Source organism: Pseudoroseomonas cervicalis (genome assembly GCF_030818485.1).
GTDB lineage: Bacteria > Pseudomonadota > Alphaproteobacteria > Acetobacterales > Acetobacteraceae > Pseudoroseomonas > Pseudoroseomonas cervicalis_A.
In genome coordinates, this window is sequence record NZ_JAUTAJ010000001.1 from 96,631 (window position 1) to 120,470 (window position 23,840).

The 23,840-nt window shown below is 72.6% G+C and carries 26 protein-coding genes; 14 read left to right on the top strand and 12 right to left on the bottom strand.

Annotation, left to right across the window (positions count from 1 at the left end):
- The first annotated feature begins 47 nt into the window (after positions 1–47).
- The 8 genes from QE401_RS00510 to QE401_RS00545 all read left to right on the top strand — a co-directional run bounded on the left by QE401_RS00510 (position 48) and on the right by QE401_RS00545 (position 7,306).
- The gene (locus QE401_RS00510) at positions 48–389 is read left to right on the top strand and encodes a rod-binding protein (protein ID WP_307136295.1); all 342 of its coding nucleotides are present in this window, start codon (positions 48–50) and stop codon (positions 387–389) included.
- Positions 386–754, top strand: a complete 369-nt coding sequence (locus QE401_RS00515; RefSeq protein ID WP_307136296.1) for a hypothetical protein — start codon at positions 386–388, stop codon at positions 752–754. The genes QE401_RS00510 and QE401_RS00515 overlap by 4 nt, the downstream gene beginning before the upstream one ends.
- On the top strand, positions 751–2,772 hold the full coding sequence (locus QE401_RS00520) for a tetratricopeptide repeat protein (RefSeq protein WP_307136297.1): 2,022 nt from the start codon (positions 751–753) through the stop codon (positions 2,770–2,772). Before QE401_RS00515 ends, QE401_RS00520 begins: the two co-directional genes overlap by 4 nt.
- Positions 2,773–2,913: 141 nt before the next feature.
- Complete coding sequence (locus QE401_RS00525) at positions 2,914–4,671, top strand: flagellin N-terminal helical domain-containing protein (protein ID WP_307136298.1); 1,758 nt, start codon at positions 2,914–2,916, stop codon at positions 4,669–4,671.
- 143 nt (positions 4,672–4,814) lie between these two features.
- On the top strand, positions 4,815–5,240 hold the full coding sequence (locus QE401_RS00530) for a flagellar biosynthesis regulator FlaF (protein WP_307136299.1): 426 nt from the start codon (positions 4,815–4,817) through the stop codon (positions 5,238–5,240).
- A gap of 1 nt (position 5,241) precedes the next feature.
- Positions 5,242–5,736, top strand: coding sequence for a flagellar biosynthesis repressor FlbT (locus tag QE401_RS00535; protein ID WP_307136300.1), 495 nt, complete (start codon positions 5,242–5,244; stop codon positions 5,734–5,736).
- An 86-nt stretch (positions 5,737–5,822) separates the two neighbouring features.
- The gene (locus QE401_RS00540) at positions 5,823–6,140 is read left to right on the top strand and encodes a hypothetical protein (protein ID WP_307136301.1); all 318 of its coding nucleotides are present in this window, start codon (positions 5,823–5,825) and stop codon (positions 6,138–6,140) included.
- On the top strand, positions 6,137–7,306 hold the full coding sequence (locus QE401_RS00545) for a DUF1217 domain-containing protein (RefSeq protein WP_307136302.1): 1,170 nt from the start codon (positions 6,137–6,139) through the stop codon (positions 7,304–7,306). The genes QE401_RS00540 and QE401_RS00545 overlap by 4 nt, the downstream gene beginning before the upstream one ends.
- Positions 7,307–7,510: 204 nt before the next feature.
- Here the strand turns inward: QE401_RS00545 and QE401_RS00550 are convergent, their stop codons facing one another.
- The 10 genes from QE401_RS00550 to QE401_RS00595 form a co-directional block, all read right to left on the bottom strand.
- Positions 7,511–7,930: a flagellar basal body-associated FliL family protein gene (locus QE401_RS00550; RefSeq protein WP_307136303.1), complete on the bottom strand. Its 420-nt coding sequence runs from the start codon at positions 7,928–7,930 to the stop codon at positions 7,511–7,513.
- Between the two features lie 134 nt (positions 7,931–8,064).
- Entirely contained in the window at positions 8,065–9,165 is a 1,101-nt protein-coding gene (locus tag QE401_RS00555) for an EscU/YscU/HrcU family type III secretion system export apparatus switch protein (protein WP_307136304.1), read from the bottom strand.
- 3 nt (positions 9,166–9,168) lie between these two features.
- Positions 9,169–9,930 carry a flagellar biosynthetic protein FliR gene (locus tag QE401_RS00560; RefSeq protein WP_307136305.1) on the bottom strand — a complete coding sequence of 254 codons (762 nt, stop codon included), beginning with the start codon at positions 9,928–9,930 and terminating at the stop codon, positions 9,169–9,171.
- 4 nt (positions 9,931–9,934) lie between these two features.
- A complete protein-coding gene (gene flhA, locus QE401_RS00565) occupies positions 9,935–11,995 on the bottom strand; it encodes a flagellar biosynthesis protein FlhA (protein ID WP_307136306.1) in 2,061 nt (686 codons plus the stop codon).
- A gap of 3 nt (positions 11,996–11,998) precedes the next feature.
- The gene (locus tag QE401_RS00570; RefSeq protein WP_307136307.1) at positions 11,999–12,262 is read right to left on the bottom strand and encodes a flagellar biosynthetic protein FliQ; all 264 of its coding nucleotides are present in this window, start codon (positions 12,260–12,262) and stop codon (positions 11,999–12,001) included.
- Positions 12,263–12,295: 33 nt separating this feature from the next.
- Entirely contained in the window at positions 12,296–12,586 is a 291-nt protein-coding gene (gene fliE, locus QE401_RS00575; RefSeq protein ID WP_271138819.1) for a flagellar hook-basal body complex protein FliE, read from the bottom strand.
- Between the two features lie 4 nt (positions 12,587–12,590).
- Complete coding sequence (flgC, locus tag QE401_RS00580) at positions 12,591–13,031, bottom strand: flagellar basal body rod protein FlgC (protein WP_307136308.1); 441 nt, start codon at positions 13,029–13,031, stop codon at positions 12,591–12,593.
- Positions 13,031–13,435: a flagellar biosynthesis protein FlgG gene (locus tag QE401_RS00585; RefSeq protein WP_307136309.1), complete on the bottom strand. Its 405-nt coding sequence runs from the start codon at positions 13,433–13,435 to the stop codon at positions 13,031–13,033. Before QE401_RS00585 ends, flgC begins: the two co-directional genes overlap by 1 nt.
- Before the next feature lie 79 nt (positions 13,436–13,514).
- Complete coding sequence (locus tag QE401_RS00590; RefSeq protein ID WP_307136310.1) at positions 13,515–14,249, bottom strand: hypothetical protein; 735 nt, start codon at positions 14,247–14,249, stop codon at positions 13,515–13,517.
- 389 nt (positions 14,250–14,638) lie between these two features.
- Entirely contained in the window at positions 14,639–14,851 is a 213-nt protein-coding gene (locus QE401_RS00595) for a hypothetical protein (protein WP_307136311.1), read from the bottom strand.
- Positions 14,852–14,892: 41 nt separating this feature from the next.
- Here QE401_RS00595 and QE401_RS00600 point away from each other — a divergent pair, with 41 nt between their 5' ends.
- From QE401_RS00600 to QE401_RS00610, 3 genes are read left to right on the top strand one after another with little or no spacing between them, the layout of a single operon-like run.
- Positions 14,893–15,687 (top strand): hypothetical protein, encoded by a 795-nt coding sequence (locus QE401_RS00600; RefSeq protein ID WP_307136312.1) that lies wholly within the window; start codon positions 14,893–14,895, stop codon positions 15,685–15,687.
- Positions 15,684–16,511, top strand: coding sequence for a CatB-related O-acetyltransferase (locus QE401_RS00605; RefSeq protein ID WP_307136313.1), 828 nt, complete (start codon positions 15,684–15,686; stop codon positions 16,509–16,511). Before QE401_RS00600 ends, QE401_RS00605 begins: the two co-directional genes overlap by 4 nt.
- Positions 16,508–18,454, top strand: a complete 1,947-nt coding sequence (locus QE401_RS00610; RefSeq protein WP_307136314.1) for a tetratricopeptide repeat protein — start codon at positions 16,508–16,510, stop codon at positions 18,452–18,454. Before QE401_RS00605 ends, QE401_RS00610 begins: the two co-directional genes overlap by 4 nt.
- 49 nt (positions 18,455–18,503) lie before the next feature.
- Here the strand turns inward: QE401_RS00610 and QE401_RS00615 are convergent, their stop codons facing one another.
- Both QE401_RS00615 and rffA read right to left on the bottom strand, forming a co-directional pair.
- Positions 18,504–19,547, bottom strand: coding sequence for a class I SAM-dependent methyltransferase (locus QE401_RS00615; RefSeq protein WP_307136315.1), 1,044 nt, complete (start codon positions 19,545–19,547; stop codon positions 18,504–18,506).
- Positions 19,544–20,818: a dTDP-4-amino-4,6-dideoxygalactose transaminase gene (gene rffA / locus QE401_RS00620; RefSeq protein ID WP_307136316.1), complete on the bottom strand. Its 1,275-nt coding sequence runs from the start codon at positions 20,816–20,818 to the stop codon at positions 19,544–19,546. The genes QE401_RS00615 and rffA overlap by 4 nt, the downstream gene beginning before the upstream one ends.
- 152 nt (positions 20,819–20,970) lie before the next feature.
- On the opposite strand from rffA, the gene QE401_RS00625 reads away from it, so the two are divergent.
- The 3 genes from QE401_RS00625 to QE401_RS00635 are packed head-to-tail and all read left to right on the top strand — an operon-like array spanning position 20,971 to position 23,770.
- A complete protein-coding gene (locus tag QE401_RS00625; protein ID WP_307136317.1) occupies positions 20,971–22,026 on the top strand; it encodes a beta/alpha barrel domain-containing protein in 1,056 nt (351 codons plus the stop codon).
- The gene (locus QE401_RS00630; RefSeq protein ID WP_307136318.1) at positions 22,023–22,973 is read left to right on the top strand and encodes a hypothetical protein; all 951 of its coding nucleotides are present in this window, start codon (positions 22,023–22,025) and stop codon (positions 22,971–22,973) included. Before QE401_RS00625 ends, QE401_RS00630 begins: the two co-directional genes overlap by 4 nt.
- A complete protein-coding gene (locus tag QE401_RS00635; RefSeq protein ID WP_307136319.1) occupies positions 22,970–23,770 on the top strand; it encodes an amidohydrolase family protein in 801 nt (266 codons plus the stop codon). The genes QE401_RS00630 and QE401_RS00635 overlap by 4 nt, the downstream gene beginning before the upstream one ends.
- Positions 23,771–23,840: the final 70 nt, after the last annotated feature.

Below are 23,840 nucleotides of genomic sequence, written 5' to 3' on the forward strand. Positions count from 1 at the left end.
CGAAAAAGGGAGCGATAGGATGACGCAGTTTCCCCTGGCCCTTCCGCATGGCTGAGACGGCGCCGATCGGTGCGGCGCCGGCCGCGCCCGCCTGGGCCCCGGGCGCCGGCGGCGCCAGCCGCCCGCCCACGCCGCGCCGCCTGGCGCAGCAGCTGGAGGCCAGTTTCGCCGCCGAGCTGCTGCGCGCCGCCCGCCCGCCGCAGAAGGAGGGCCTGGGCGGCCGCGGCACCGGCGGCCAGGCCTTCGACAGCTTCATGGACGAGGCGCTGGGCGAGGCGCTGGTGCGCCAGGGCGGGCTCGGCCTGACCGGCGCGCTGGAGCAGGCCATCGCCCGCCGCGTCCAGGGCGAGGCGGCCGGGCGCACGCTCCCGGCGGGAGGCCGGCCATGAGCGCGCTGCTGCAGGCCGCCCAGGCGCTGCACCAGGTGCTGGAGCAGGAGGCGGCGGCGGCGCGCCAGGCGGCGCTGCCCGAGCTGCACCGGCTGATCGCCGAGAAGCGCCGCGCCGTCGCCGCCCTGTCCCAGGCCGGCCCGCCGCAGAGCGAGGCGGAGCGCCAGGCGCTGCGCGGCATGATGCGCGCGGCGGAGGAGAACGCCATGGTGCTGGGCGCCGTCGCCGGCGCGCTGGAGGCGGTGCGCGACCAGCTGCGCAGCGACCTGGCCCAGGCCGCCGATCCCGGCCTCTACGCCCCGGTCGGCCCGCAGCGGCAGCGGCTGCGCCACACCCTGGCCGCCAGCTTCGACCGCACGGCATGAGCGGCGCCCGGCACCGCGCGGCGCCGGCGGAGGCCTCGCCGGCGGCGCGGCTGCAGGAGGCGCTGCGCCGGCACCGCCAGGGCGAGCTGGCGGCCGCCGCGCCGCTCTACCGCGCCCTGCTGGCGCAGAAGCCGGTGCAGGCCGATGCGCACAACCTGCTCGGCCTGCTGCTCTGCCAGCAGGGCGAGGCCGGCGCCGCCCTGAAGCTGCTGCGCCGCGCCGTGGCGCTGCGGCCGGGGGAGGCGGAGTATCACCGCAATCTCGGCCTGGCGCTGCGCGCCGCCGGCCAGCCGGAGGCGGCGCTCGCCGCCTGCCGCCGCGCCGTGGCGCTGGCGCCCGGGCGGGCGGAGAGCCAGTTCAACCTGGGCAATGCGCTGGCCGCGCTGGAGCGCCATGCGGAGGCGGCCGAGGCCTATGCCGCCGCGCTGCGCCTGCGCCCCGACTATGCCGAGGCGCGGCTGCAGCTCGGCCGCGCCTGGCTGCTGCTGGGCCGGGCCGGGGAGGCCGTGGCGGCGCTGCGCCAGGCCGCCGCCGCGCGGCCGGGCTGCGCCGTCGCCGCCTACAATCTGGGCCTCGCTTTGCTGGCGGCGGGCGAACCGGCCGCGGCCGTCACGGCGCTGCAGGCGGCGCTGCGCGACGGCGCGCCGGAGGCGCCGGCGCGGCTGCATCTCGGCCTGGCGCTGCAGGCGGAGCGGCGCTTCGCCGAGGCCGAGGCGGCGCTGCGCCGCGCCCTGGCGCTGGATCCCGCCACGCCGGAGGGCTGGTTCAGCCTCGGCCTCTGCCTGCAGCAGGGCAGCCCGCCCGAGGCGGTGCTGGAGGAGGCCGCTGCCGCCTTCGCCCGCGCCGTGGCGCTGCGCCCGGGCCAGGCCGATGCCTGGTTCAACCTGGCCCTGCTGCGCCGCCGCCTGGGCCAGGGCGAGGCGGCGCTGGACGCGCTGCGCCAGGCGGTCGCGCTGCGGCCGCAGGATGTCGGCGCGGTGACCGAGCTGGCCAATCTGCTGACCGAGGAAGGCTGGCACGAGGCGGCGCTGGAGATGGCGCGCCGCGCCGCCGCGCTGGCGCCCGGGGATGCGGCGAGCTGGACCAATCTCGGCCGCACCCTGCTGACGCTCGGCCATTACGCCGAGGGCTGGGACGCCTATGCCCGCCGACTGCGCGAGCCCGACCATGTCGACCGTTCGCACGGCCTGCCGGAATGGCAGGGCGAGGCGCTGCCCGAGGGCGAGCGCGTGCTGGTCTGGCGCGAGCAGGGGGTGGGCGACGAGGTGATGTTCGCCTCCATCCTGCCGCAGCTCCTGGCCGAAGGGCGGAAGCTGCTGCTGCTCTGCCACCCGCGGCTCTGGGGCGCCTTCGGCCGCGCCTTTCCGGAGCTGACGCTGCTGGCCGAGGGCCCGCCGCCGCCCGGCGTCACCCGGCAGATCTCGGTGGCCGGGCTGGCGCGGCTGTTCCGCCGCCGGGAGGCGGATTTCGCGGCGCAGCGCCCCTATCTCTCGGCCGAGCCCGGGCTGCGCGCCCTGCTGCGCCGCCGCTACGAAACCGCGGGCGGGGCGCGGCTGCTCGGCCTGTCCTGGCGCAGCACCCATCCGGTGAGCGGCGCGGCGCGCTCGGTGCCGCTGGCCGCCCTGGCCGCGCTGGCGCGGCGGGGCTGGCGGCTGGTCAGCCTGCAATATGGCGAGGCCGATGCGCTGCGGGCCGAGGCGGAGGCCGCCGGTCTCGAGCTGCTGGTGGACGACAAGGTGGATGCGCGGGAGAGCCTGGAGCTCGGCCTGGCGCAGATCGCCGCCATGGACCATGTCGTCAGCATCGACAATTCGGCGGCGCATTTCGCCGGCGCGCTGGGCCTGCCCTGCGAGCTGCTGCTGCCGCCGGTGGCCGAATGGCGCTGGCAGGCCGCGCGCAGCGACAGCCCCTGGTATCCGAGCCTGCGCCTGTGGCGCCGCGCCGCCGGCGAGGATTGGGCGGCGCCGGTCGCGCGGCTGGCCGCGGCGCTGCCTGGCGCCGGACGCGAAATCTCGTGATCCGCGACACAGATGATTCTTGTGGCCGGATTTCGCAGAATGCTAGAAACGCTCGTCGCCGCCGCCCCCAAGGGGCCGTGCCGCCGATAGCCGCGTCAGAAGGCGCTTCCCAGAGAACCGGAACCCTCGAAGGGCGCAATCATGGTCAGCTCGATCCTCACCAACAACGGCGCGATGACGGCGCTGCAGTCGCTGAAGGCGACCCAGAAGAACCTGCTGCAGACGCAGAACCGCATTTCCACCGGCCTCAAGGTCTCCACCGCCAAGGACAACGCCGCCACCTGGGCGGTCGCCACCTCGATGCGGTCGGACATCGCCAACTACAAGCAGGTCAGCGAGAATCTCTCGGTCTCCTCCTCCATCCTGTCGACGGCCGAGGCGGCGGCGACCACCATCGCCGACCTGGTGAAGCAGGTGCGCACCAAGGTCACCTCGGCGCAGAACCCGGCGGTGGACAAGCAGCAGGTGCAGGCGGATATCGACGCCCTGCTGGCGCAGATCAACACCACGGCGCAGGCCGCCTCCTTCAAGGGCGTGAACCTGGTCAATTCCAGCGGCTCACAGCGCGTGCTGACCTCGGTGAACGCCGTCGACGGCGTCTCCACCGCGGCCTATACCGCGCTGAACAAGCAGAACCTGACGGTGGCCGAAGGCTCCATGCTGGAGAGCCTGAAGGATCTGACGGTGCTCTCCCGCGCCGACCAGACCTTCGTCAACACCAATGACGGCACCAAGAAGCTGCAGCTGACGGTCGGTGCGACGGGCACCAACCTGAACAATGGCAATGAGGTCGACTTCAAATATGTCGACTCGACCGGCACGCAGCGCACGCTGAAGGTGAAGCTGACCAAGGATATCAACGATATCCAGACCCTGGTCGACTATCTGAACGCCGATTCCGGCTTCAGCGCCCTGTTCCGCGCCGACCGCCTGAACACCTCGGGCTCGACGCTGGACACCGACACGCTGACCATCAGCGCCAAGAACCGCGATGTGGTCGAGTATTTCGGCAACATCAACAGCACCACCAAGGTGGTGAACTACTCGGCGATCGTCACGGTGGCCGCCGGCACCGGCTCGGCCGGCAGCTTCGACGCGGCGACCACCGCCTCGACCTCGCTGAGCGCCGATATGCGCCGCCTCGATGTCAGCTTCGTCGACCGCCCGCTGCAGCTCGGCGACACTTTCGAGATCAAGGTCGGCTCCAGCCTCGACCAGGACGACGCCACCACGCAGTTCCGCTATGTGCTGAAGGTGGTCGACGGCGCCTACAACACCGGCGACCTGCTGGTGGGCGACAGCGCCTACAGCAATGTCGACAATGTCTATGTCATCGCGGTCGCCGCCAGCCAGGTGACCAACGCCAATGTCACCGGCAAGGACATCGCGACCGAGCTGCAGACGGCGCTGACCACCGGCTCGACCAATGTCGCGGCGACCGCCGAGGGCATGGGCGGCGCCACGGCCGACTTCGTCTCCGCCGATGACTATCTGGCGGCGCCGGAAGCCACGGCGGGCACCGATTTCGGTGTCTATGTCGACAGCACCACCGGCAAGATGTCGATCATCAGCGACAGCATCACCGGCGACGAGCTCTACTACTTCAACTCCTCGCTGACCGACTACCAGACGCTGCTCGGCAAGATCGACAGCGCGACCAGCACGGTGAACAACGCCGCCGCCGCCTTCGGCACGGTGGGCACGCGCATCGACATCCAGAAGGACTTCCTGGACAAGCTGGTCGACACGCTGACCACCGGCCTCGGCGCGCTGGTCGATGCCGACATGTCGGAAGAGGCGGCGCGGCTGCAGGCGCTGCAGGTGCAGGAGCAGCTCGGCACCCAGGCGCTCTCCATCGCCAACCAGGCGCCGCAGAGCATCCTGTCGCTGTTCCGCTGAGCCCGTGGGGCGCGGCCGGTGCCGCGCCCCGCTTGCCCTGAGGGGCGGAAGGCCGTGCGGCGGGGTTCGCCTCCGCCGCGCCGCCATCGCCGCCCCTCTGTGCCCTGCCAGCCCCGGCCTGCGCGTGACCGAGGAAGAATCCGATGCTGACCGCTGCCCCCGACGGCGCATTGCAAGCGCCTTTGCACCGCCCGCGCGGCGCCGCGACGGCCTACGGGTCGGTCATACGCGGCACCGAGGATCCGCGCGACATCGAGTATCGTGTGCTGGCGCGCGCCACCTCGCTGCTGGAAGCGGCGCAGCGTCCCGGCGCCGGCCCCGCCGCCCTGCCCGAGGCGATCCATGAGAACCGCATGGTCTGGACCGCCTTCGCCGCCGACCTCGCGACCGAGGACAATGGCTGGGACATGGTGACCAAGGGGCGGCTGCTCTCCCTCGCCCGCTGGGTCTTCGCCGAAAGCCAGCGCGTGCTGCGCGATGGCCGCAGCCCGCAGGCCCTGTGCGATGTCAACCGCGCCGTGATGGCCGGGCTGCGGCCCGCCACGGCCCAGGCCGCGGAGCCCGGCTGAGATGTCGCTGATCCTGAAGCTCGCCCCCGGCGAGAGGCTGTTCATCAATGGCGCCGTCGTCACCAATGGCGACCGCCGCGCCTATCTGATGGTCGAGACCAAGGCGCAGATCGTGCGCGAGAAGGATGTCCTGCTGCCCGAGGATGTCAGCACGCCGGTGCGCCGCGCCTATTTCGCCGCGCAGAATGTGCTGCTGAACGCGCAATCCTCGCTGGGCAGCATCGATGCCTTCCTGGAGCAGATCGCCAGCCTGCGCAGCGTCTTCCTCAAGCCCGAGCATGTGACGCTGCTGGACGAGGCGGAGCAGCAGATGCGCCAGGGCAACACCTACCGGGCGCTGGCCGCGCTGCGCGACCTGGTGCTGTATGAATCGGCATTGCTCGAGCTCGATCCGCCGCCCCGCTTCCGTCGCGATGCCGCGCTGCGGCCGATGCCGCCCGTGCCGCCGGGCGAGGCCCGGCTGAGGCACACGCCGGATGATGTGAAAGCCCCGTGATCAGCCTAGCATAAGGCCGGATGGGAGAAGCCCAGAACGACCGAGATCAAAGACCCGGTTCAACGCCGAAGACAGGAGCATCTGCCATGATCGAAGCCACCCAGGCGGTGAAGAAGCAGGCGACGCCGCCGGAGCCCACCACCAAGGGCCTGCCGCGGGTCGAGAGCGAGGAGCGCGAAAGCCCCTCCGCCACGCCGAGCCCCAGCGAGGTGCAGGTGGCCGAGCGGCAGAAGCAGGTCACGGCCGCCGGGCCGAGCTTCGATGTGCGCCTCGATGGCGACACGATGCGGCTCTATTCCGAGCTGCGCGATCCGGAGACGGATCGTGTCATCCTGCGCCTGCCGGCCGGCTACCAGCCTTCCGATGAGGAGGCAGGGGCGCCGCGTCTCTCCACCGAGGCATGAGCATCGCGGCCATCAGCCTCGGCATCCCGACCGGGGTGGCGGGGTGGAAGCTGCTGCAGGGCAAGGCTCCGACCGACTTCAAGGCCTTTGCCAAGGATCCTGTCCTGCAGCGCGATCTCGCCTATCTGCGCGAGAAGCTGCCGACCAAGCTGACCGCCAAGGACCTGCTGGCCGATCGCCGGCTGCAGACCATGGTGCTGAAGGCCTATGGGCTGGAGGGGCAGATCGGCTATGACGCGCTGATCCGCAAGGTGCTGGAGAGCAATCCGGACGACAGCAATTCGGTCGCCGGGCGGATGACGGATTACCGCTACCGCCAGCTCTCGCGCGATCTGAACTATGGCGGCATCGCCGTGCCGGAGATCCCGGCCGTGCCCTCCACCACCACGCTGCAGCTGGAGGGGGTGATGGCCGGCCAGAGCTTCACCGTCGCCGGCGCCAGCTTCGCCGGGCTCACCATCGACAATGTCGATCTGCGCGGGCTGACCCGCCGGCAGGACATCGCCGCGGCGCTGCAGGAGGCGTTCCGCAAGGCAGATGGCGGGGCGGAGGATATCAGCGTCACCGCGCTCGGCCTGAAGCTGGTGGTCACCGATGCGCGCGGCCGCGGCAAGGGCAGTTTCAGCTTCGTCGCCGACCCCGAGAGCACGGCGCGCGCCTATCTCGTCTCCGAGACGGCGGGCAGCAAGGCGGTGCCGGGCAGCGGCGGGCCCAAGGTGGGCGACAGCGCCACCATCGATTTCATCGCCTCCCGCTACACCCAGATCCGCTTCGAGGAATCGCTCGGCGAAAGCTCGGAGACGCTGCGCCGCGCCATCTATGCCAAGCGCATGCTGCCGCAGATCGGCAGCTGGTACAGCGTCATCGCCGACCGCAACCTGGCCGCGGTGGTGCAGAAGACGCTCGGCCTGCCGGACAGCTTCGCCAGCCTGGATGTCGACCGGCAGAAGGCGGAGCTGGAGAAGCGCATGTCGCTGAGCGATTTCCAGGATCCGGCCAAGCTGTCCAAGCTGCTCGACCGCTATGTGGCGCAGGGCAGCGTGGAGGAGGCCAAGGCCCTGGCCAGTTCCGGCCTGGTGTCGCTGGTGCAGCCGCTGGGCTGGGGCGGCGATCGCTTCAGCGGCGCCAGCGTGGCGGCCCTGCTTTCGCTGACCGGCCGCGGCTGAGGGCTCGGGGCTCCGGGCTCCGGGCGCCACGCCCGGGGCCGCTTTTCGCGACCGCCATGCGAAAGACCGCCCTGCGGCCAGGCCGGGGCGGTTCTGTGTGCTGGTCTTTCGGGGAGGGGGCGGGGCCAGGCTGGCCGCGCCCCCTCTCCGGAGCCGGGCGGCGGCCGGGAGGCGCCCCGGCCGCCGCGCCGAGGCGGCCCTGCCTCAGCTGTGGATGAGGCGGGTGATCACCACATCCTTCAGCCCTTCCTCCTGCACCTGGGCCAGGCTGTCATAGAGGCTGTCGCGCAGCTGGGCGGGATCGACGCGGCCCTGGCGCAGCTCCTGCCGCTCCGACATCGCCATCAGCCGGCGCAGCACCGCCTGCTTCAGCCGCGGCGACAGGTCGCGGAAGGACTGGGTCTGGTCCGACTTCGTCTCCAGCGTCACCGACACGACCACATAGGCCATGCGCCGGTTGGTGCCGGGCAGGTTCACGGTGAAATCGCCGAGCGCCAGGAATTCGAACTCCTTCCGCGGCGCGGCCTCGGCCGCATAGGCGGGGGCCAGCGGGGCGGCGAGGGAGGGCAGCATCGCCAGCGCGGCAAGGGCACCCAGCAGGGGACGGCGAAGGGAGAAGGACATCCAGCGGCCTCGAATGTTGCGATGCACCCTATTTCGCAAAAGGGACGTCTCGCGTCAACGCCAATGTTCCAAATTTTGTGACGAGCCCTCGCAGAAAATTGTGTGTCTGAGGCACTGAAATCCTTACCGCATTCTCAATGCGGTCGGGCAGGGCCGGCCGGGCGTGTCGCCTTGCGCCCCTGCTGCGCCCAGACGATGCCGATGATTTTCGCAACCGCCTCGAAATGCGCCGGCGGGATCACCTGCCCCACCTCCACCGAGGCATGCAGCGCCCGCGCCAGGGCCCGGTCCTCCATCACCGCGACGCCGGCGCCCTGGGCGATGGCGCGGATGCGCAGCGCCATGCGGTCCACCCCCTTGGCGACGCAGACCGGCGCCACATCCTTGCCGCGCTCATAGCGCAGCGCGACGGCGAAATGCGTCGGGTTGGTGATGACCACCGTGGCACCCGGCACATCGGCCATCATGCGCCGCTGCGAGAGCTGCTTGCGCTTGCGCTTCAGCGCCGCCTTCACATGCGGATCGCCATCGGTGGAGCGCATCTCCTCGCGCATCTCCTGATGCGTCATGCGCTGGCGGCGCGCATAGTCGAAGCGCTGGAAGGCGATGTCGATCACCGCCACCCCGGCGGCCACCAGGGTGATGGCCAGCAGCATGCCGGAAAGCGCGCGCAGCACCAGCACCGGGAAGGCCGCGGCGTCGAGCGCCGCCAGCTGCGCGCTGCCCTCCAGCAGCGGCGCGGCGACAAGCCAGCAGGCGGCGGCGACCGTCAGCGCCTTGGCCACGCCCTTGGCGAATTCGAACAGCCCCTTCAGCCCGAACATCCGGCGGAAGCCCGAGATCAGCGACAGATGGGACAGCTTCGGCTCCAGCCGCTGCGGCGCCAGCACGACATTGTTCTGCAGCAGATGCGGCAGCAGGCTGCCGGCCAGCAGCAGGCCGAAGACCGGCAGCAGCACCAGGGCCAGCGCCTCGAACACCGCCTGCGCGGCCTGGCGATGCCCGGCGCCGGTGAGGTCGAGAAACGCCTCCGGCTGCTCGATCAGCGGCAGCAGCACGGTCGCGAAGCGCTGGCCGATCAGCCCGCCGCCCAGCCAGAGCAGCAGCAGCGTCGCGAAATACAGGCCGAAGCTCGACCCCTCGCGCGACATCGGCAGGTCGCCGCGCTCGCGCGCCTGCTGCAGCTTGCGGGGCGAGGCGTCGAGGGTTTTTTCCTGGCCGGTCTCCTCGGCCATGGCTCAGCGGCTCAGCTGGAAGACGTCGGAATAGGCGCTCAGCACCTCGCCCAGCAGGGTCGGCGCCGCCTGGGCCAGCAGCGACAGGCCGGTCAGCAGAATGGCCGGCGCGCCGATCAGGAAGACCGGCATGGCCGGCAGGGCGCGGTTGATGCCGGCCAGCGCCGCGTTGAACAGCACGGAGAGCACCAGGAAGGGCATGCTGAGCTGCATCGCCAGGCGGAAGGCGCCGGTGGTCAGCTCGGTCACCGCGCGGGCGCTGGCCGCCGCCGGCAGGGGCTCGCCCAGCGGCAGCAGCCGGTAGCTGTCGGCCAGCGCGCGCAGCCCGCTATGGTGGCCATCCATGGCGAAGAGGGCCACCAGCACCGCGGCATAGAGCATGGAGCCGAGGATCGCCGCATTGTCGGCGCCGATGCCGAAGGCGAAGGCGTTGCTGATGCCGATGCATTGGCCGATGATCTGCCCCGCCACATGCACCGCCGAGAGCAGCAGCCGCGACAGCGTGCCGAGGAAGGCGCCCGCCGCCACCTCCAGCGCCAGCGCCGCCACCATGCCGAAGGCGCCGGGCGGCGCCGGGGCGGGGCCGGCCAGCGGCGCCAGGCAGAGCGCGATCATCAGCGCCGCCAGGATGCGGATGCGCCCCGGCAGCGTCATCTCGCCGAAGCCCGGCAGCAGCAGCAGCGCCGCCGAGACCCGGCCGAAGACCAGCAGCAGCCGGTAGAGCTCGGAGGAGAGCCAGGCCTCGAGATGCAGCGCCGCCTGCATGGGCTCAGATCGTGCCCACGGTGCGCAGCTTGGCGCGCTGATGCACCTCGGCATGCGAGATGACGGCGATGGTCGGGTTGATGCGCTCCACCAGATGCCGCACGAAGGGCCGCGCCCCGGCCGAGGTCAGCACCGCCGGCCAGTCGCCCTTGGCGGCGGCCTCGGCGATGCGGGCGCGGGTCGCGCTGACCAGCTCCTGGATCTTGGAGGGCGCCATGGCGAAGCTGCGCTGGTCGCCCTCCTCGACGATGGCCGCCCCCACCTCCTGCTCCCATTCGGGGGAGAGCAGCAGGGTGGTGATGTAGCCATCCTCCTGCGCCAGGCCGCGGCAGATCTGCAAGCTCAGGCGCTGGCGCACATGCTCGGTCAGCAGCGAGACATTGCGGGTGAAGGTCGCGCCCTCATGCAGCGCCTCCAGGATCAGCGGCAGGTTGCGGATCGAGATGCGCTCGGCCAGCAGCGTCGCCAGCACCTTCTGCACGGTGGCCAGCGGCAGCACGCCGGGGATCAGCTCGCCCACCAGGCGCTGATGCTCCTTCTCCAGCCCGTCCAGCAGCTTCTGGGTGGCGGCGTAGCTCTGCAGCTGCGCCATGTAGCCCTTCAGCACCTCGGACATGTGGGTGGTCAGCACCGTCTCGACATCGACCACGGTCAGCCCCTGCGCCATCGCCATCTCGCGCAGCGCCGGCTCGATCCAGCGCGCCTTGATGTGGAAGGAGGGCTCCTGCGTGTCGATGCCGGGCACGCCGATCTCCTGCCCGCCGGGGGCGAAGGCCAGCAGCCGGCCCAGCAGCATCGTCTCCCGCGCCACCTCGACGCCCTGCACCTGGATGGAATACTCGCCCGAGGCCAGGTCCATATTGTCCTTGATGCGCACGGCCGGCAGCACGAAGCCGAATTCCAGCCCGAAGGCGCGGCGCAGCTTCTTGATCTTCTCGGTCAGCCCGCCCTGGCGGCTGGCGGTGAGCGAGACCAGCCCCATGCCGAGCTCGAGGCGGATGTCGTCCACCCGGATCAGCTCGGCCATGCTCTCCTCCCGCGCCGGCGGCTCGGCGGCGAGGCCCGCCTCGGCGGCCGCGGCGGCGCGCTGCACGCTGCGCTGCGCCAGCCAGCCGCCGCCGGCGGCGACCAGGCCGAGCGCCAGGAAGGGCAGGAAGGGCAGGCCGGGCAGCACCGCGAACAGGCCGGACAGCCCCGCCGCCAGGTAGAGCGGCTTGGGCTGGGCGCCGAGCTGGGCGATGAAGGCCTTGTCGGTCGAGCCGCGCACATTGCCCTTGGAGACCAGCATGCCGGCGCCGACCGAGACGATCAGCCCCGGGATCTGGCTGACGATGCCATCGCCCACCGCCAGCGTCACATAGGTGGTGGCCGCGCCGCTGAGCGGCATGCCGTGCCGCAGCGTGCCGACGACGATGCCGCCCAGGATGTTCACCAGCGTGACGATGATGGCCGCGATGGCGTCGCCGCGGACGAATTTCGACGCGCCATCCATGGCGCCGAAGAAGGAGTTCTCATCCTCCAGCTCCTTGCGGCGGCGCTTGGCCTCGGCATCGTCGATGGTGCCGGCGGCGAGGTCGGCATCGATCGCCATCTGCTTGCCGGGCATGGCGTCGAGGCTGAAGCGCGCCGCCACCTCGGCGATGCGGCCGGCGCCCTTGGTCACCACGATGAAGTTCACGATGATCAGGATGGCGAAGACGATGACGCCGATGATGAAATCGCCGCCCACCACGAAGACGGCGAAGCCGTGGATGACGCTGCCCGCCGCGTCCAGCCCGCGATGGCCATCGGCCAGAATCAGGCGGGTGGTGGCGAGGTTCAGCGCCAGGCGCAACAGCGTCGCCACCAGAAGGACGGTCGGGAACACGGAGAAGTCCAGCGGCCGCTCGATCCAGATGGCGACCATCAGGATCAGCACCGACAGGGTGATGGAGGTGGCGAGGCCGAGATCGACCAGCCATTTCGGCATGGGCAGGACCAGCACCGCCAGCAGCACCACCAGGGCGGCGGCGAAGGCGAGGTCCTGATGGCCGAGGCCCAGGCGCAGGCGGCGCAGCAGCTCCATTGGCTAGAGCCCCACGATGAGCTGCGCGATCTCTTCCGTGTAGGAGCGCAGCGCGGCAAAGCCGAAGGGCAGGGAGAGCATGGTCGCGACCAGCGTCACCACGATCTTGGGCACATAGGAGAGGGTCATCTCCTGGATCTGCGTCAGCGCCTGCAGCACCGAGATGGCGACGCCGGTGATCAGCGCCGCCAGCAGCGGCGGCCCCGCCACCATCATGGTGGCGTAGAAGCCGCCGCGCAGGATCTCGATGACGTCACCCTCTTGCATCGCGTCAGTTCTCCGGCGCGGAATGTCGGGGGGTCAGACGGCCATGCGCAGCACGTCCATATAGGCGGTGACCACCTTGTCGCGCAGCTGCGTCATGGTCTGCACGGTCAGCTCGGCATTGGCGGCGGCCTGCACCACCTCCTGCACATCGGCGGTGCCGGCGACGCCGCGGGCGCTGGTCAGCTCCGCCTGGCGCAGCGTCTGCAGCGAGGCGCGGGCGGCATCCCCCACCATGGTGGAGAAATCCCCGGCCGGGCTCGCCGTCGCGCCATAGGCGCGGATGGCGGCGGAGACGGGCGGGATGGCGGCGAGCTGGCTGGGCATGGGTTCAGGACCTCAGGATGTCGAGCGTCTTGCCGTAGAGCGCGCGGGCCTGCTGCAGCACGGCCATCGAGGCCTCGTAGCTGCGGCCGGCGGCGCGCAGATCGGCCTGCTCGATCAGCATGTCGACATTGGGCAGCTTGACGTAGCCACGCTCGTCGGCCGCCGGGTGGGAGGGGTCGTATTGCGTGCGGAAATCGCGCTGGTCGTTGCGGATGCTGTCGAAGCGCACCAGCTGCGCGCCGGTCGCGCGGTCCACCGCGCGGTCGAAGGTGATCAGCTTGCGGCGATAGGCGTCGCCGCCCGGCACCGCCGCCGTGGAGCTGGCATTGGCGATGTTCTCGGCCGAGACGCGCATGCGCGTGGCCTGGGTGTTCATGCCGGAGGCGGCGGTGGCCATCGCCTGGGTCAGCGGCCCGGCGCCGGTGATGGGACCGACACGGATCATCAGCGGCCACCCACCGCGGTGCGCAGCAGCGCGGTGCCGCGCCGGTAGACCGTGGTCGTCAGGTCATAGGCCTTCAGCACATCGGCCTGCTTCACCATCTGCTCCTCCAGATTGACCGAATTGCCGTCCGGATCCTCGCTGTAGGATTGCGCGCGGTCGGCGGCGATGGTGACGCCATTGCGCGACAGGCCGAGATGGCCGGGCCGCGTCGCCGCCAGATGCAGCATCGGCAGGCCGCCCTGGCCGCGCAGCAGCGCGCTGTCGAACTGGAAGGGCTTCACGTCGCGCGCCCGGTAGAGCGGCGTGTCGGCATGGGCGATGTTCTGCGCCAGCACATTCTGCCGCTCCGCCAGGTGGCGCATGCGCGCGCCCGAGATGCGGAAGACGTCGATGCCGTCAAGCATGGTTCAGGCACCCCTCCTGGCTGCGGGCCCAGCCATAGCGCGGCCGGGCGGCTCCTGTCGAGATTTTTCGCATGGGCGTTCACCGCCAGGCATCGGCCTCGCGGTAGCGGCGCTGGATCGGGTAGTGCGGCACCGCCTGCCGCTCGGCCCGGCGGGCGATGTAGAAGACATTGGTCTCCTCGCCATGGCCCATGCGGAAGCGCTCGAAGGCCGGCGCCTCCACCACCTCGCGCGCATGCCAGCGATTGAGCTTCAGCAGCGTCGTCTCGAAGCCATTCGCCTCATGGAACTCGACCAGGGCGGTCGGATTGACGTTCCAGAAACCATGGTTGAAGGCGTTGAGGGGCAGGCTGTGCAGCACATAGCCGCCGAGCGCCACCATCGCGGCGCAATTGCCGAAGGCCTGGGCGATGTCGAAGACATGCTCCAGCGTGCCGCCATCGACCAGCAGCGCATAGCGCTCGGCGAAGCCCGGCGGCAGCGGCCGGTTCAGGTCCAGGATGGTCTCCTGCCCGGTATAATCCTGGAAATCGAGATATTCGACGGCGAGCGGGCGCGGCGACAGCGCCGCCAGCAGGCTCTCCACCGTGGGCACCAGGCAGTCCGGCGCGGCGCCGTGCAGGCTGCGCAGCCGTTCCGCATTGGGCCGCATGCAAAGCCGCGGCAGCGCCGCCTCGCCCAGCACGGCGGCCAGGTCCTGCGGCGCATAGACCAGGTCGGGATAGCCCAGGAAGCCGATCCGCGCCGGCAGGCCGGGCAGCGTCGCCAGATGGGCGGTGAGCTGGGCGAGCGCCTGGAGGAAGGGCAGGGACATCGGAACCTCGCGCGGACGGGGATGCGCAGTATCGTTGCTCCATGATGATTTTTCGCATAACCTGGCGCTCCGTCCCCTTCGGAGCCGCGCATGACCGATCCCTTCCTGCTGGCGACACCGCTCGGCGACACCGCGGCGCAGCTCGCCCGGCTGCCGCGCCGGCAGCGCTATGGCACGCTGGCGGCGGTGCGCGGCGCGGCGCTCTCGGTCACCGGGCTCGGGGAGGGGGTGGCGATCGGCGACCGGATGCGGGTGCAGCGGCATGGAAGGCCGCCGGTGCATGGGGAGTTCGTCGCCTTCTCCCCCGACAGCGCCATCGCCGTGCCGGAGGGCGGGACGGAGGGGCTGGGCCCCGGCGCCCGGCTCTGGCTGGAGGAGCCGCTCTGCCTCTACCCCTCCGATGCCTGGCTGGGGCGGGTGGTGGACAGCCTCGGCCGGCCGATGGATGGGCGCGGCGCGCTGCCGCAGGGGCGGCGCGGGGTGCGGCTGCGCCAGCCGCCGCCGGCCGCGCTCAGCCGCAAGCTGATCGGCGCGCGGATGGAGACGGGCTTGCGCGCGCTCGACATCTTCACCCCGATCTGCCGCGGCCAGCGCCTGGGCATCTTCGCCGCCTCCGGCGTGGGCAAAATCGACGCTGATCGGCATGCTGGCGCGCTTCGTCGCCGCCGATGTCATCGTGCTCGGCCTGGTGGGCGAGCGCGGGCGCGAGGTGCGGGAGTTCCTCGACCATGTGCTGGGGGAGGCGGGGCGGCAGCGCTCGGTCGTGGTCGTCTCCACCTCGGACGAGCCGGCGCTGGCACGGCGCCGCGCGGCGCAGGCCTCGCTGGCCATCGCCGAGCATTTCCGCGCCGAGGGCCGCCAGGTCTTCCTGCTGCTCGATTCGATCACCCGGCTCGCGCATGCGCAGCGCGAGATCGGGCTGGCCGCCGGCGAGCCGGCGACTGCGCGCTCCTACACGCCCTCCGTCTTCACCGAACTGCCGGCGCTGCTGGAGCGCGCCGGGCCGGGGCCGGAGGGGGAGGGCGACATCACCGCCATCTTCACCGTCCTGGTCGATGGCGACGATCATGACGAGCCGATCTCGGATGCGGTGCGCGGCATCCTGGACGGGCATATCGTGCTCGACCGCCGCATCGGCGAGCGCGGGCGCTGGCCCGCCATCGATGTGCTGCGCTCGGTCAGCCGCGCCCTGCCGCGCTGCCATTCGGCCGAGGAGAACGCGCTGCTGGCCGAGGCCAGGCGCCTGATGGCAACCCATGCCGACATGGCGGAGATGATCCGCCTCGGCGCCTATCGCGCCGGCAGCGATGCCGGGGTGGATGCCGCCATCGCCCACCAGCCGGGGCTGGAGGCGCTGCTGGCCCAGGGGGTGGATGAGCGCAGCCCGACGGAGGAGGCCTTCGCCCGGCTGCGCGCCGGCCTTGGCCATGGCGCGTGATCCTGGCGGAAAGTGCGACGCATCTGCGGGTGCGCGCCGATCGCGAGGCCTTCCGCCGGCTCGAAGCCGCCGGGATTTTCTTCGGTGCCGAGCGCGGGTGCTATCCGCCGGATGGCACGGTGATCGGCGTGCCGATCGCGCCCAGCAGCGAGCCCTTCACCGGCTATTACGGCAGCCGCTGGATCGGCGGTTTCGGCTTCGCCAGCTATTCCCATTCGCCGGTCAGCGCGCCCTTTCCGGTCGGGCGCTACTGCTCGATCGCCGCCGGGCTGCGGGTGATGAATGGCGACCATCCGCTGGAGCGCTTCACCACCCACACCCTGACCTATCTGCGGGGGCTCGCGGCGCAGCAGGCGGCGGCCGAGGCGCTGGGCGGCGCGGCCACCCCGATGCCGCACGCGCAGAAGCCGCATCCCGTGATCGAGGATGATGTCTGGATCGGGCAGGATGTCATCCTGGCGCGCGGCATCACGCTCGGCACCGGCTGTGTCATCGCCGCCGGCGCGGTGGTGACGCGCGACGTGCCGCCCTATGCCGTGGTGGGCGGGGTGCCGGCGCGGCGCATCCGCGACCGCTTCCCGCCGGCGCTGGCGGAAGCGATGCTGCGGCTGCGCTGGTGGCGCTTCGCCTGGCCGCATTTTTCCGATCTGGCGTCGCTGCCGGCGGCCGAATTCCTCAAGCGGCTGGAAGCGCGCGAGGCCGAGGGGGCGATCCGCCCCTACGCCCCGCCGCGCGTCGATGCCGCCGGCATCCTGCGAGGGCTCGCCGCCGAGCGCGGCGCGCTGGATGAGGCGCTGCGCGATATCGGGCCGATGCCGGCATGAGCGAGGCCCTGGCCGGGGACGCCGCCTGGACGGCGCTGGAAGCGACGCTGCGCGCGGCGCCCGGGGCGATGGAGGATGCCGCGCTGGGCGATGCGCTGCTGGCGGCGCTGTTCGGCAGCGGCCGGCCGGTGCTGGCGCTGGAGCCGCTCGCCGCCATGCTGCGGCTGCGCGAGCCGCAGGGGCCCCTGCGGCATGCGGGCTGGGCGCAGGTGGCCGCGCATCTGGCGGCGCAGCTGCCCGGGCTGCTGGCACGGGGCGAGCATGTCACGCTGCTCGGCGCCATCGCCGCCATCGGGCTGGCGGAGGGGCGGGGGGCGGCGCTGCGCCGCCTCTTCGCCCTGGTGCTGGAGCGGCCGGTGGAGGATGGGCTGGAGGGCTCGCTGCACCGGCGGATGTGGCGCTGCGGGCTGCTGGGGCCGGCGGAGAGCGCCGGCTTCCTCGCCTCCCTGGCGCCCGCCCTGCCGGCGGCGGAGGGCGCGCGGCTGCGGGCCTGCTGGCGGCTGCTGGCGCTGCTCGGCCTCGACCAGGCAGGGCCGTTCTCCTATGCGGCGGCGCTGGTGGAGGGGCTGGCCCTGCCCTGGCTGCTGCAGGCGGCCGAGGAAGACCAGGCCGTGCTGGCGCTGGAGCTGGAAGGGCTGCTGCACACGCATTGGCTGAAGCGGGAGGAAAGCGGGGCGCATCACGCGCGCTGGATCGGCCGCTGGGCGCCGGCGCTGGCCGCATGCGGCCGCCGCCGCGCCCGGCCGCTCTCCGCGCCCGCCCCGGTGCCGGGTGCCCGGCCGGTGGTGGTGTTCCTGGCGCATGTGGCGAGCGGGCTGGCGCATGTGCAGGCGATGCTGACACTGCTGGAGGCGGCGATGCGCCGGCCCGGGCGGCGCTTCGACTACCGGGTGCAGTTCCTCTATGGCCGGGACGAGGTGGTGTTCGCGCGGCTGCGCGCGGCCGGCGTCGCGGTGCTGGCGCAGGAGACACCCCCCGGCACGCCGCTGGCGCTGGCGCTGGAGCGTTGCGCGGCGCTGCTGGCGGCGGACCCGCCGGCGGCGCTGGTGTGGCTCTGCGCGCCGCAGGGGCTCGCCTATGGCTTCGGGCGGCGGCTGGCGCCGGTGCAGGTGTGGTGGTCGGTGAAGTTCCACCCGCCGGCGGCGCCGGATGCCGAGCTGCGCATCGGCGGCTTCGCCGGCCATGGGCCGCGCGTGATGGTCGATGGCGTGCCCTGGGCCAATCTGCCCGGCAGCATCGACCCGCAGCTGCGCGCGGTGCCGGAGCCCGAGCGGCGTGCCTTGCGCGCGCGGTTCGGGGAGGGGGTGCTGCTGGGCTCGCTGGCGCGGGAGGAGAAGATGGCCGATCCCGGCTTCCAGCAGGTTGTTCTTTCGGTGCTGCAGCGCGTGCCGGGCGCGCATTACCTGTACACGGGGCGGGAGGATCTGCCGGAGTTCCGCGCCAGGCTGGCGGCGGCGGGCGTGGCGGAGCGGGCGCATTTCGTCGGCTGGGTGGAGACGGGGCTGTATGCCGGCATCCTCGATGTCTATCTGGACAGCTTCCCGCTGGGGGGCGGGCTGACGGCGATGCAGGCGATGGTGCAGGGGGTGGCGCCGGTGTTCCTGTGCGGCGCGCCGGGCACGCCCTATGGCGGCATATTGGACAATTACCTGCACCGGGCGCGGCGTTCGGCGGAGGTGCCGGCGGCCGAGCGCGCGGCGCGGGATGCGCTGCTGCGCGACGGGGAAGGGCGCGACCTGCTGCCGGAGCTGCCGGATGCCGAGGCCTATCTGGCGCGCGCCGTGGCGCTGGCCGGGGATGCGGCGTTGCGCCGCCAGGTGGGCGAGGCTGTGGCGCGCTATGCCGCGGCGTGGCTCACCGACCACAGCCTGCCCGCGCGCGCCTTCGAGGCGCTGCTGGCCGAGGCCTGCGGAATGCCGGACGCCAGCGGCGTCCGGCCCTGACAGAAAAAAGAAGGGGGCCCGGGGGAATTCATTCCCCCGGATCTTTTTGTCAGTTCTTCTGAAAGATCCCGAACAGCTTGAAGCCCAGCATGCGCCAGAAGAGATCCGCGGGCCTGATGGTCCGCAAATCTGCTGGCGCCCAGGGACCCAGCACCGCGCGCAGCTCGGTTTCGGGATGCGCCAGGATGCGATCGAGTTCGGAGATGTAGCTCTGCAGCAGCAGCGGGCGGAAGCCGGCGCGCTGCAGGGTGTCGACCAGGGAGGCCGGCCCGAAATAGCTCCAATGCCCGAGGGTGACGACCGTGGAACGGGACTTTTCAAGCTGTACCAGCGGGCTTTCGAAATTCGGCACCTGCAGCGCCAGCAGCCCGCCCGGCGCCAGGGCGGCCCCGATGGCGCGCAGGAAGGGCAGCGGGTGCTCGACATGTTCGAGCACGTCGAAAAGGGTGACGAGGTCATAGGGCCCGGGCGGGGCGTCATCGGGGAAGAAGCCGCAGCGCACCGCGGCGTGGCGCGCGGCGGCGGCGGCGGCGAAGTCGGGGGCGGGCTCGACGCCCGCGACCTGCCAGCCCTCGGCGGCGAAGCGGTCCAGCGTCGCGCCATTGGCGCAGCCGATGTCGAGCATGCGGCCCGGCGTGGCGCGGAAGGGGGCCACGCATTGCGCGACATAGGCCAGCTTGGCGGTTTCCAGCCGGGCATAGGGGGCGCTGGATTTCAGCGCGGCGAAGGCGGCGGGCACGCTGCCGGGGGCGCTTTCGGCGGTCGCGTAGCGGGCGCGGTCGGTGGTCTCGTCCAGCACGTCGCGGCTGTAGACCAGCTGGCACCCCGTGCAGCGCAGCAGGCGCAGATGCGGCTGGCTGAATTCGGGCAGCGCGGTCGCGGCCCCGGCCGGCGCGTCGCAGACCGGGCAGGCGGAACGGGTGCGGAAGACCCGCGCCGCCTCGGCGTGCAGGCGGGCGATGCGGCCCTGCTCCACGCCGCTCAGCGCCTTGTAATGGGCGCGCATGGCGGCGCGGAAGCCGGGCACCAGGGCGGCATCGAAATCCTCCGGCCGCAGCGGCGCGGCGGCGGGCAGGGGCAGGGCGGCGCTCACAGCGGCAGGGCGGCGAGTGCCGCCTCCAGCCGCGCCACCACGCGGTCCTGCGCCGCCTCGGCCAGGGTGCCGTGCAGGGGCAGGCGCAGCAGGGTGGCGGCGGCGTCCTCGGTCACCGGCAGGGGGCCCAGGGCGCGGCCATGGCGGCGGCCGGCGGGGGCCTGGTGCAGCGGCTCGTAATGGGTGGTGGCGCCGATGCGCTCGGCGTTCAGCCGGGCCAGCACCTGGTCGCGCCGGGCGCGGCTGGGGAAGCGCAGATGGTAGATATGGGCGTTGTGCGCGGCCTCGGCCGGGATGTCGGGGCGGCGCAGCGACCAGCGCGCGGCCAGCGGCGCCAGCAGCGTGTCGTAGCGCTGCCACAGGCGCAGGCGGCGGGCCGTCAGCGCCTCGACCCGGGCCAGCTGGCGGGCCAGCAGCGCGGCCGTCAGCTCGGAGGGCAGGAAGGAGGAGCCGATCTCCTGCCAGGTGTAGCGGGCGACCTCGCCGCGGGCGAAGCGCAGCCGGTCGGTGCCCTTCTCCCACAGCATCTCCGCCTGTTCGCGCAGGGCAGGGTCGTTGACCAGCAGGGCGCCGCCCTCGCCGCTGGTAATGTTCTTGCTGGCGTGGAAGCTGTAGGCGCCGAGCAGCCCGAAGCCGCCCAGCGGCCGACCACGCCAGAAGGCGCCGACCGCCTGGGCGGCATCCTCGACCAGCGCCAGGCCATAGGCGTCGCAGAGCGCCTGCAGCCGCTCCATCTCGCAGCCGACGCCGGCATAGTGGACGCAGAGCACGGCGCGGGTGCGGGGGGTGACGGCCTCGGCGACGCGGGCGGGGTCGAGGTTCAGCGTCGCGGCCTGCACATCGACGAAGACCGGGATGGCGCCGCGCAGCAGCACCGCATTGGCGGTGGAGCAGAAGGTCCAGGCGGGCATGATGACCTCATCGCCCGGGCGCAGCTTCAGCAGCAGCGCCGCCATTTCCAGCGCCGCGGTGCAGGATTGGGTCAGCAGCGGCAGGGTGCCGGGCAGGGCGCGGGCGAGGAGGGAGTGGCAAAGCTCGGTCTGGGCGCCGCCGCCGGCCAGGCGGCCGGTCTGCAGCAGGGATTGCAGCACCGCGCCTTCATCCCCGGCCAGATCGGGGGCGTAGAAGGGGATGGGCGGCTGCTCGGCGGGCGGCAGGGCGGGCGCCAGTGGCGGGGCGGCCGGCGTGGCCCAGGGGGCGGGGGCGGCGGGCGCCCAGCCCAGGCCCGGAAGCGGCGTGGCATGCGGCAGCGGCGGCGCTGAGGCGGGCATAAGCGGATCCTGGCGGCCATGGCGGGGTGTCCTGGCTAGAGGTTCCAGATGGATTTTCGCTGAAGCCGGCCCGGCGTATGCGAAAAATTATCGTGACGCGCCTATGCCGGTGGCCGGGCCCGCAGCGGCCACGCCACAGAAGGTGGTCCAGCATGGACAGGACAGGGCCCGAAACCTCCCCCGCAGGGCCGGCCGGCCGGCCGGCACGCATCATCGACTGCACGCTGCGCGATGGCAGCTACCGCCTGCCACGCGGCTTCGATGCCGCGCAGACCAGCCGCCTCGCCGCCGGGCTGGAGGCGGCCGGGATCGGCGTGGTGGAGCTGGGCCATGGGCTCGGCCTCGGCGCGCCCGGGCGCGGGCTGGCGCCGATCGGCGAGAGCGACGCGGCCTATCTGCGCGCCGGGCGCGCCGCGCTGCGCCGGGCGCGCATGGCGGTGCTGGCGATTCCGGGCATCGCGGCCGAGGATGATCTGCGCCACGCCGCCGATGCCGGCGTGGATGTGGTGCGCATCGGCATCGACATCCCGCGCAGCGCCGAGGCGGCGCCGCTGCTGGCGCTGTCCCGCCGGCTGGGGCTGGAGACGCATGCCAGCCTGCTGAAGGCGTCGCTCGAGGATGCGGCCGGCTTCGCGCGCCACGCCCGCACCATGGCCGAGGCCGGGGCGCAGCATGTCGGGCTGTATGATTCCGCCGGCGCCCTGCTGCCCGCCCAGGTGGCGGCGATGCTCCGTGCCGCGCGCGCGGCGCTACCGGCGGAGACCGGGCTTGCCTTCCACGGGCATGACAATCTGGGCCTGGCCATCGCCAATGCGCTGGCGGCTCTGGCGGCGGGGGCCGAGAGCATCGACTGCACCCTGGCCGGCGCCGGGCGCAGCGCCGGCAATGCGGCGACGGAGGTGTTCCTGCTGGCCGCGCGCCGCGCGGGCCACGCGCTGGCGGGCGATTTCGCCGCGCTGGGCCGGCTGGCGGAGGTCGAGATCCTGCCGATCTTCGGCCCGATCGCCGGCACGCCCGAGGATGCGGCGATGGGTTTCGCGGGGCTGCATTCGGACGGGCTGGCGCTGGTGCGCAGCGTCGCCGCGCGGCGCGGCCTGCCGGTGCTGGCGCTGCTGCAGGCGCTGGCCGGCCGTCCCGCCACGGCGCGGCTGGCGGAAGCCGCCGTGGAGGAGGCCGCCGAGGGGCTCGCCGCCGGGGCCACGGCATGAGCGTTTTTCTGTCGGATGGGCTGCGCGTGACGCCGGCGACCCGCCTGCCGGTGCCCGACATGCCGCCGCGCTGGATGGCGGGCGGGCTCGGCGCCTTCTTTCCGCGCCTGGATGCGCAGGGCGGGCTGGAATTGTTCGTCAGCGGGCGCGACGCGGCCGGCACCAGCCGCATCGGGCTGCTGCGCTATGCCGGCTTTCCCGAGGCGCCGCGCCTGGAGGCGGTGAGCGCGCCGCTGCTCGGCCCCGGTGAGCCGGGCGCGTTCGACGCCGATGGCGTGGGCTATCCCTGGCTGGTCGGGGACCGGCTCTACTATGTCGGCTGGCAGCGGCTGGGCGGGGCGGTGCCGTTCCGCAACCAGCTGGGCCTGGCGCTCGGCGATGCCGGCGGCTTCGTGCGGCATTCCCGCGCGCCGCTGCTGGCCGCCTGCGATGCCGAGCCGATCGGGCATGGCTCCTGCTGCGTCGAGCGGCTCGGGCCCGGGCGCTGGCGCATGCTCTACACCTGCTTCCTGGGCTGGGAGGCGCAGCCCGGCGGCGGGTTGCGGCACCGCTACCGCATCCATGCCGCCTGGTCGGCGGATGGCCTCGCCTGGCAGCTGCCGGGACAGGTCGCGGTGGATTTCGACCCCGCGGCCGAGGCGGAGGAATACGCCCTGGCCTGCCCGGTCACCTGGCCGGGCGCGGGACCGGAGGAATTGCTGCTCTTCACCGCGCGCGGCGCGCGCTACCGGCTGCATGCCGCGCGCGGCGGGGAGGGCGGGCGGTTCCGCCGCATCACGCCGCCCCTGGCCATCGCCGCCGGCGACTGGGACGATGCCATGCAATGCTATCCGCGGCTGCTGCGCCGCAGGGGGCAGGATTTCCTGTTCCATGCCGGCAATGGCTATGGCCGCAGCGGCATCGGCTACAGCGCCCTGCCCGAGGGGTGGGAGGCGCGGCTGGCATGAGCGCGCCGATCTTCGACAGCCATGGCGGGCTGCCGCCGGGCGATGCGCGCGACCTCGACCGCCGCATCGACGCCTATGCCGAAGCCGCCGCCGCGGCCGGCTTCTGCGGCGGCTGCGTGCTGGCCCTGCCGGAGCGCGACGAGGAGGCGGATTTCATCACCGCCATCGGCGCCCGCCCGGGCCTGGTGCCGATCCCCGCCTGGCCGCGCGAGACGCCCGATCCCGCCCCGCCCGAGGCGGTGCTGGACCGCTTCCTGGCGCGCGGCGCCAAGGGCTTCCACATCCATCCGCGCGCCGCCGCGCTGTCGCCGGCCGATCCGCGCTTCGCCCGCATCCTGCGCGGCGCGGCGGAGCGCGACCTTGTCGTGTTCCACTGCACCTATGCCTTCGCCTCGGTCGTCGCGCCGCTGCCCTGGCCGGGGGCGGCGCGGCTGCCCATCGACCCGCTGCCGCATCTGGCCGCGGCCCTGGCCGATCTGCCGACGCTGCGCTGCGTGCTGCTACATGGCGGCGGGGTGGAGCTGCTGCGCTACTCGGAATTCGTCCGCGCCAACCCGCATCTGCTGCTCGACCTGTCGCTGACGCTGATGAAATACCCGGGCAGCTCGCTCGACCTCGATCTCGCCTTCATGTTCGCCGCCTTCGACCGGCGCATCTGCCTCGGCACCGACTGGCCGGATTACAGCCCGGCGGCGACGGCCGCGCGGTTCGAAGGCTTCACCGCCGCGCTGCCGCCGGAGAAGCGGCGCAACGCGGCCTCGGGCAATCTGCGCCGCCTGCTGCGGCTGGAGGAGTGAGCGCCATGCTGTTCGAGATGCCGAAGCTGGACGCGCTGGAGCAGGATCCCGCGCTGCGCGCCGATCTGCA

What these genes read in the sequence shown, in the direction of transcription:
- QE401_RS00510 (WP_307136295.1), top strand. Translation starts at nt 48, where the DNA reads ATGGCTGAGACGGCGCCGATCGGTGCGGCGCCGGCCGCGCCCGCCTGG.
- QE401_RS00515 (WP_307136296.1), top strand. Translation starts at nt 386, where the DNA reads ATGAGCGCGCTGCTGCAGGCCGCCCAGGCGCTGCACCAGGTGCTGGAG.
- QE401_RS00520 (WP_307136297.1), top strand. Translation starts at nt 751, where the DNA reads ATGAGCGGCGCCCGGCACCGCGCGGCGCCGGCGGAGGCCTCGCCGGCG.
- QE401_RS00525 (WP_307136298.1), top strand. Translation starts at nt 2,914, where the DNA reads ATGGTCAGCTCGATCCTCACCAACAACGGCGCGATGACGGCGCTGCAG.
- QE401_RS00530 (WP_307136299.1), top strand. Translation starts at nt 4,815, where the DNA reads ATGCTGACCGCTGCCCCCGACGGCGCATTGCAAGCGCCTTTGCACCGC.
- QE401_RS00535 (WP_307136300.1), top strand. Translation starts at nt 5,242, where the DNA reads ATGTCGCTGATCCTGAAGCTCGCCCCCGGCGAGAGGCTGTTCATCAAT.
- QE401_RS00540 (WP_307136301.1), top strand. Translation starts at nt 5,823, where the DNA reads ATGATCGAAGCCACCCAGGCGGTGAAGAAGCAGGCGACGCCGCCGGAG.
- QE401_RS00545 (WP_307136302.1), top strand. Translation starts at nt 6,137, where the DNA reads ATGAGCATCGCGGCCATCAGCCTCGGCATCCCGACCGGGGTGGCGGGG.
- QE401_RS00550 (WP_307136303.1), bottom strand. Translation starts at nt 7,930, where the DNA reads ATGTCCTTCTCCCTTCGCCGTCCCCTGCTGGGTGCCCTTGCCGCGCTG.
- QE401_RS00555 (WP_307136304.1), bottom strand. Translation starts at nt 9,165, where the DNA reads ATGGCCGAGGAGACCGGCCAGGAAAAAACCCTCGACGCCTCGCCCCGC.
- QE401_RS00560 (WP_307136305.1), bottom strand. Translation starts at nt 9,930, where the DNA reads ATGCAGGCGGCGCTGCATCTCGAGGCCTGGCTCTCCTCCGAGCTCTAC.
- flhA (WP_307136306.1), bottom strand. Translation starts at nt 11,995, where the DNA reads ATGGAGCTGCTGCGCCGCCTGCGCCTGGGCCTCGGCCATCAGGACCTC.
- QE401_RS00570 (WP_307136307.1), bottom strand. Translation starts at nt 12,262, where the DNA reads ATGCAAGAGGGTGACGTCATCGAGATCCTGCGCGGCGGCTTCTACGCC.
- fliE (WP_271138819.1), bottom strand. Translation starts at nt 12,586, where the DNA reads ATGCCCAGCCAGCTCGCCGCCATCCCGCCCGTCTCCGCCGCCATCCGC.
- flgC (WP_307136308.1), bottom strand. Translation starts at nt 13,031, where the DNA reads ATGATCCGTGTCGGTCCCATCACCGGCGCCGGGCCGCTGACCCAGGCG.
- QE401_RS00585 (WP_307136309.1), bottom strand. Translation starts at nt 13,435, where the DNA reads ATGCTTGACGGCATCGACGTCTTCCGCATCTCGGGCGCGCGCATGCGC.
- QE401_RS00590 (WP_307136310.1), bottom strand. Translation starts at nt 14,249, where the DNA reads ATGTCCCTGCCCTTCCTCCAGGCGCTCGCCCAGCTCACCGCCCATCTG.
- QE401_RS00595 (WP_307136311.1), bottom strand. Translation starts at nt 14,851, where the DNA reads ATGCCCAGGCGCTGGCCGCGGCAGATCGGGGTGAAGATGTCGAGCGCG.
- QE401_RS00600 (WP_307136312.1), top strand. Translation starts at nt 14,893, where the DNA reads ATGCTGGCGCGCTTCGTCGCCGCCGATGTCATCGTGCTCGGCCTGGTG.
- QE401_RS00610 (WP_307136314.1), top strand. Translation starts at nt 16,508, where the DNA reads ATGAGCGAGGCCCTGGCCGGGGACGCCGCCTGGACGGCGCTGGAAGCG.
- rffA (WP_307136316.1), bottom strand. Translation starts at nt 20,818, where the DNA reads ATGCCCGCCTCAGCGCCGCCGCTGCCGCATGCCACGCCGCTTCCGGGC.
- QE401_RS00625 (WP_307136317.1), top strand. Translation starts at nt 20,971, where the DNA reads ATGGACAGGACAGGGCCCGAAACCTCCCCCGCAGGGCCGGCCGGCCGG.
- QE401_RS00630 (WP_307136318.1), top strand. Translation starts at nt 22,023, where the DNA reads ATGAGCGTTTTTCTGTCGGATGGGCTGCGCGTGACGCCGGCGACCCGC.
- QE401_RS00635 (WP_307136319.1), top strand. Translation starts at nt 22,970, where the DNA reads ATGAGCGCGCCGATCTTCGACAGCCATGGCGGGCTGCCGCCGGGCGAT.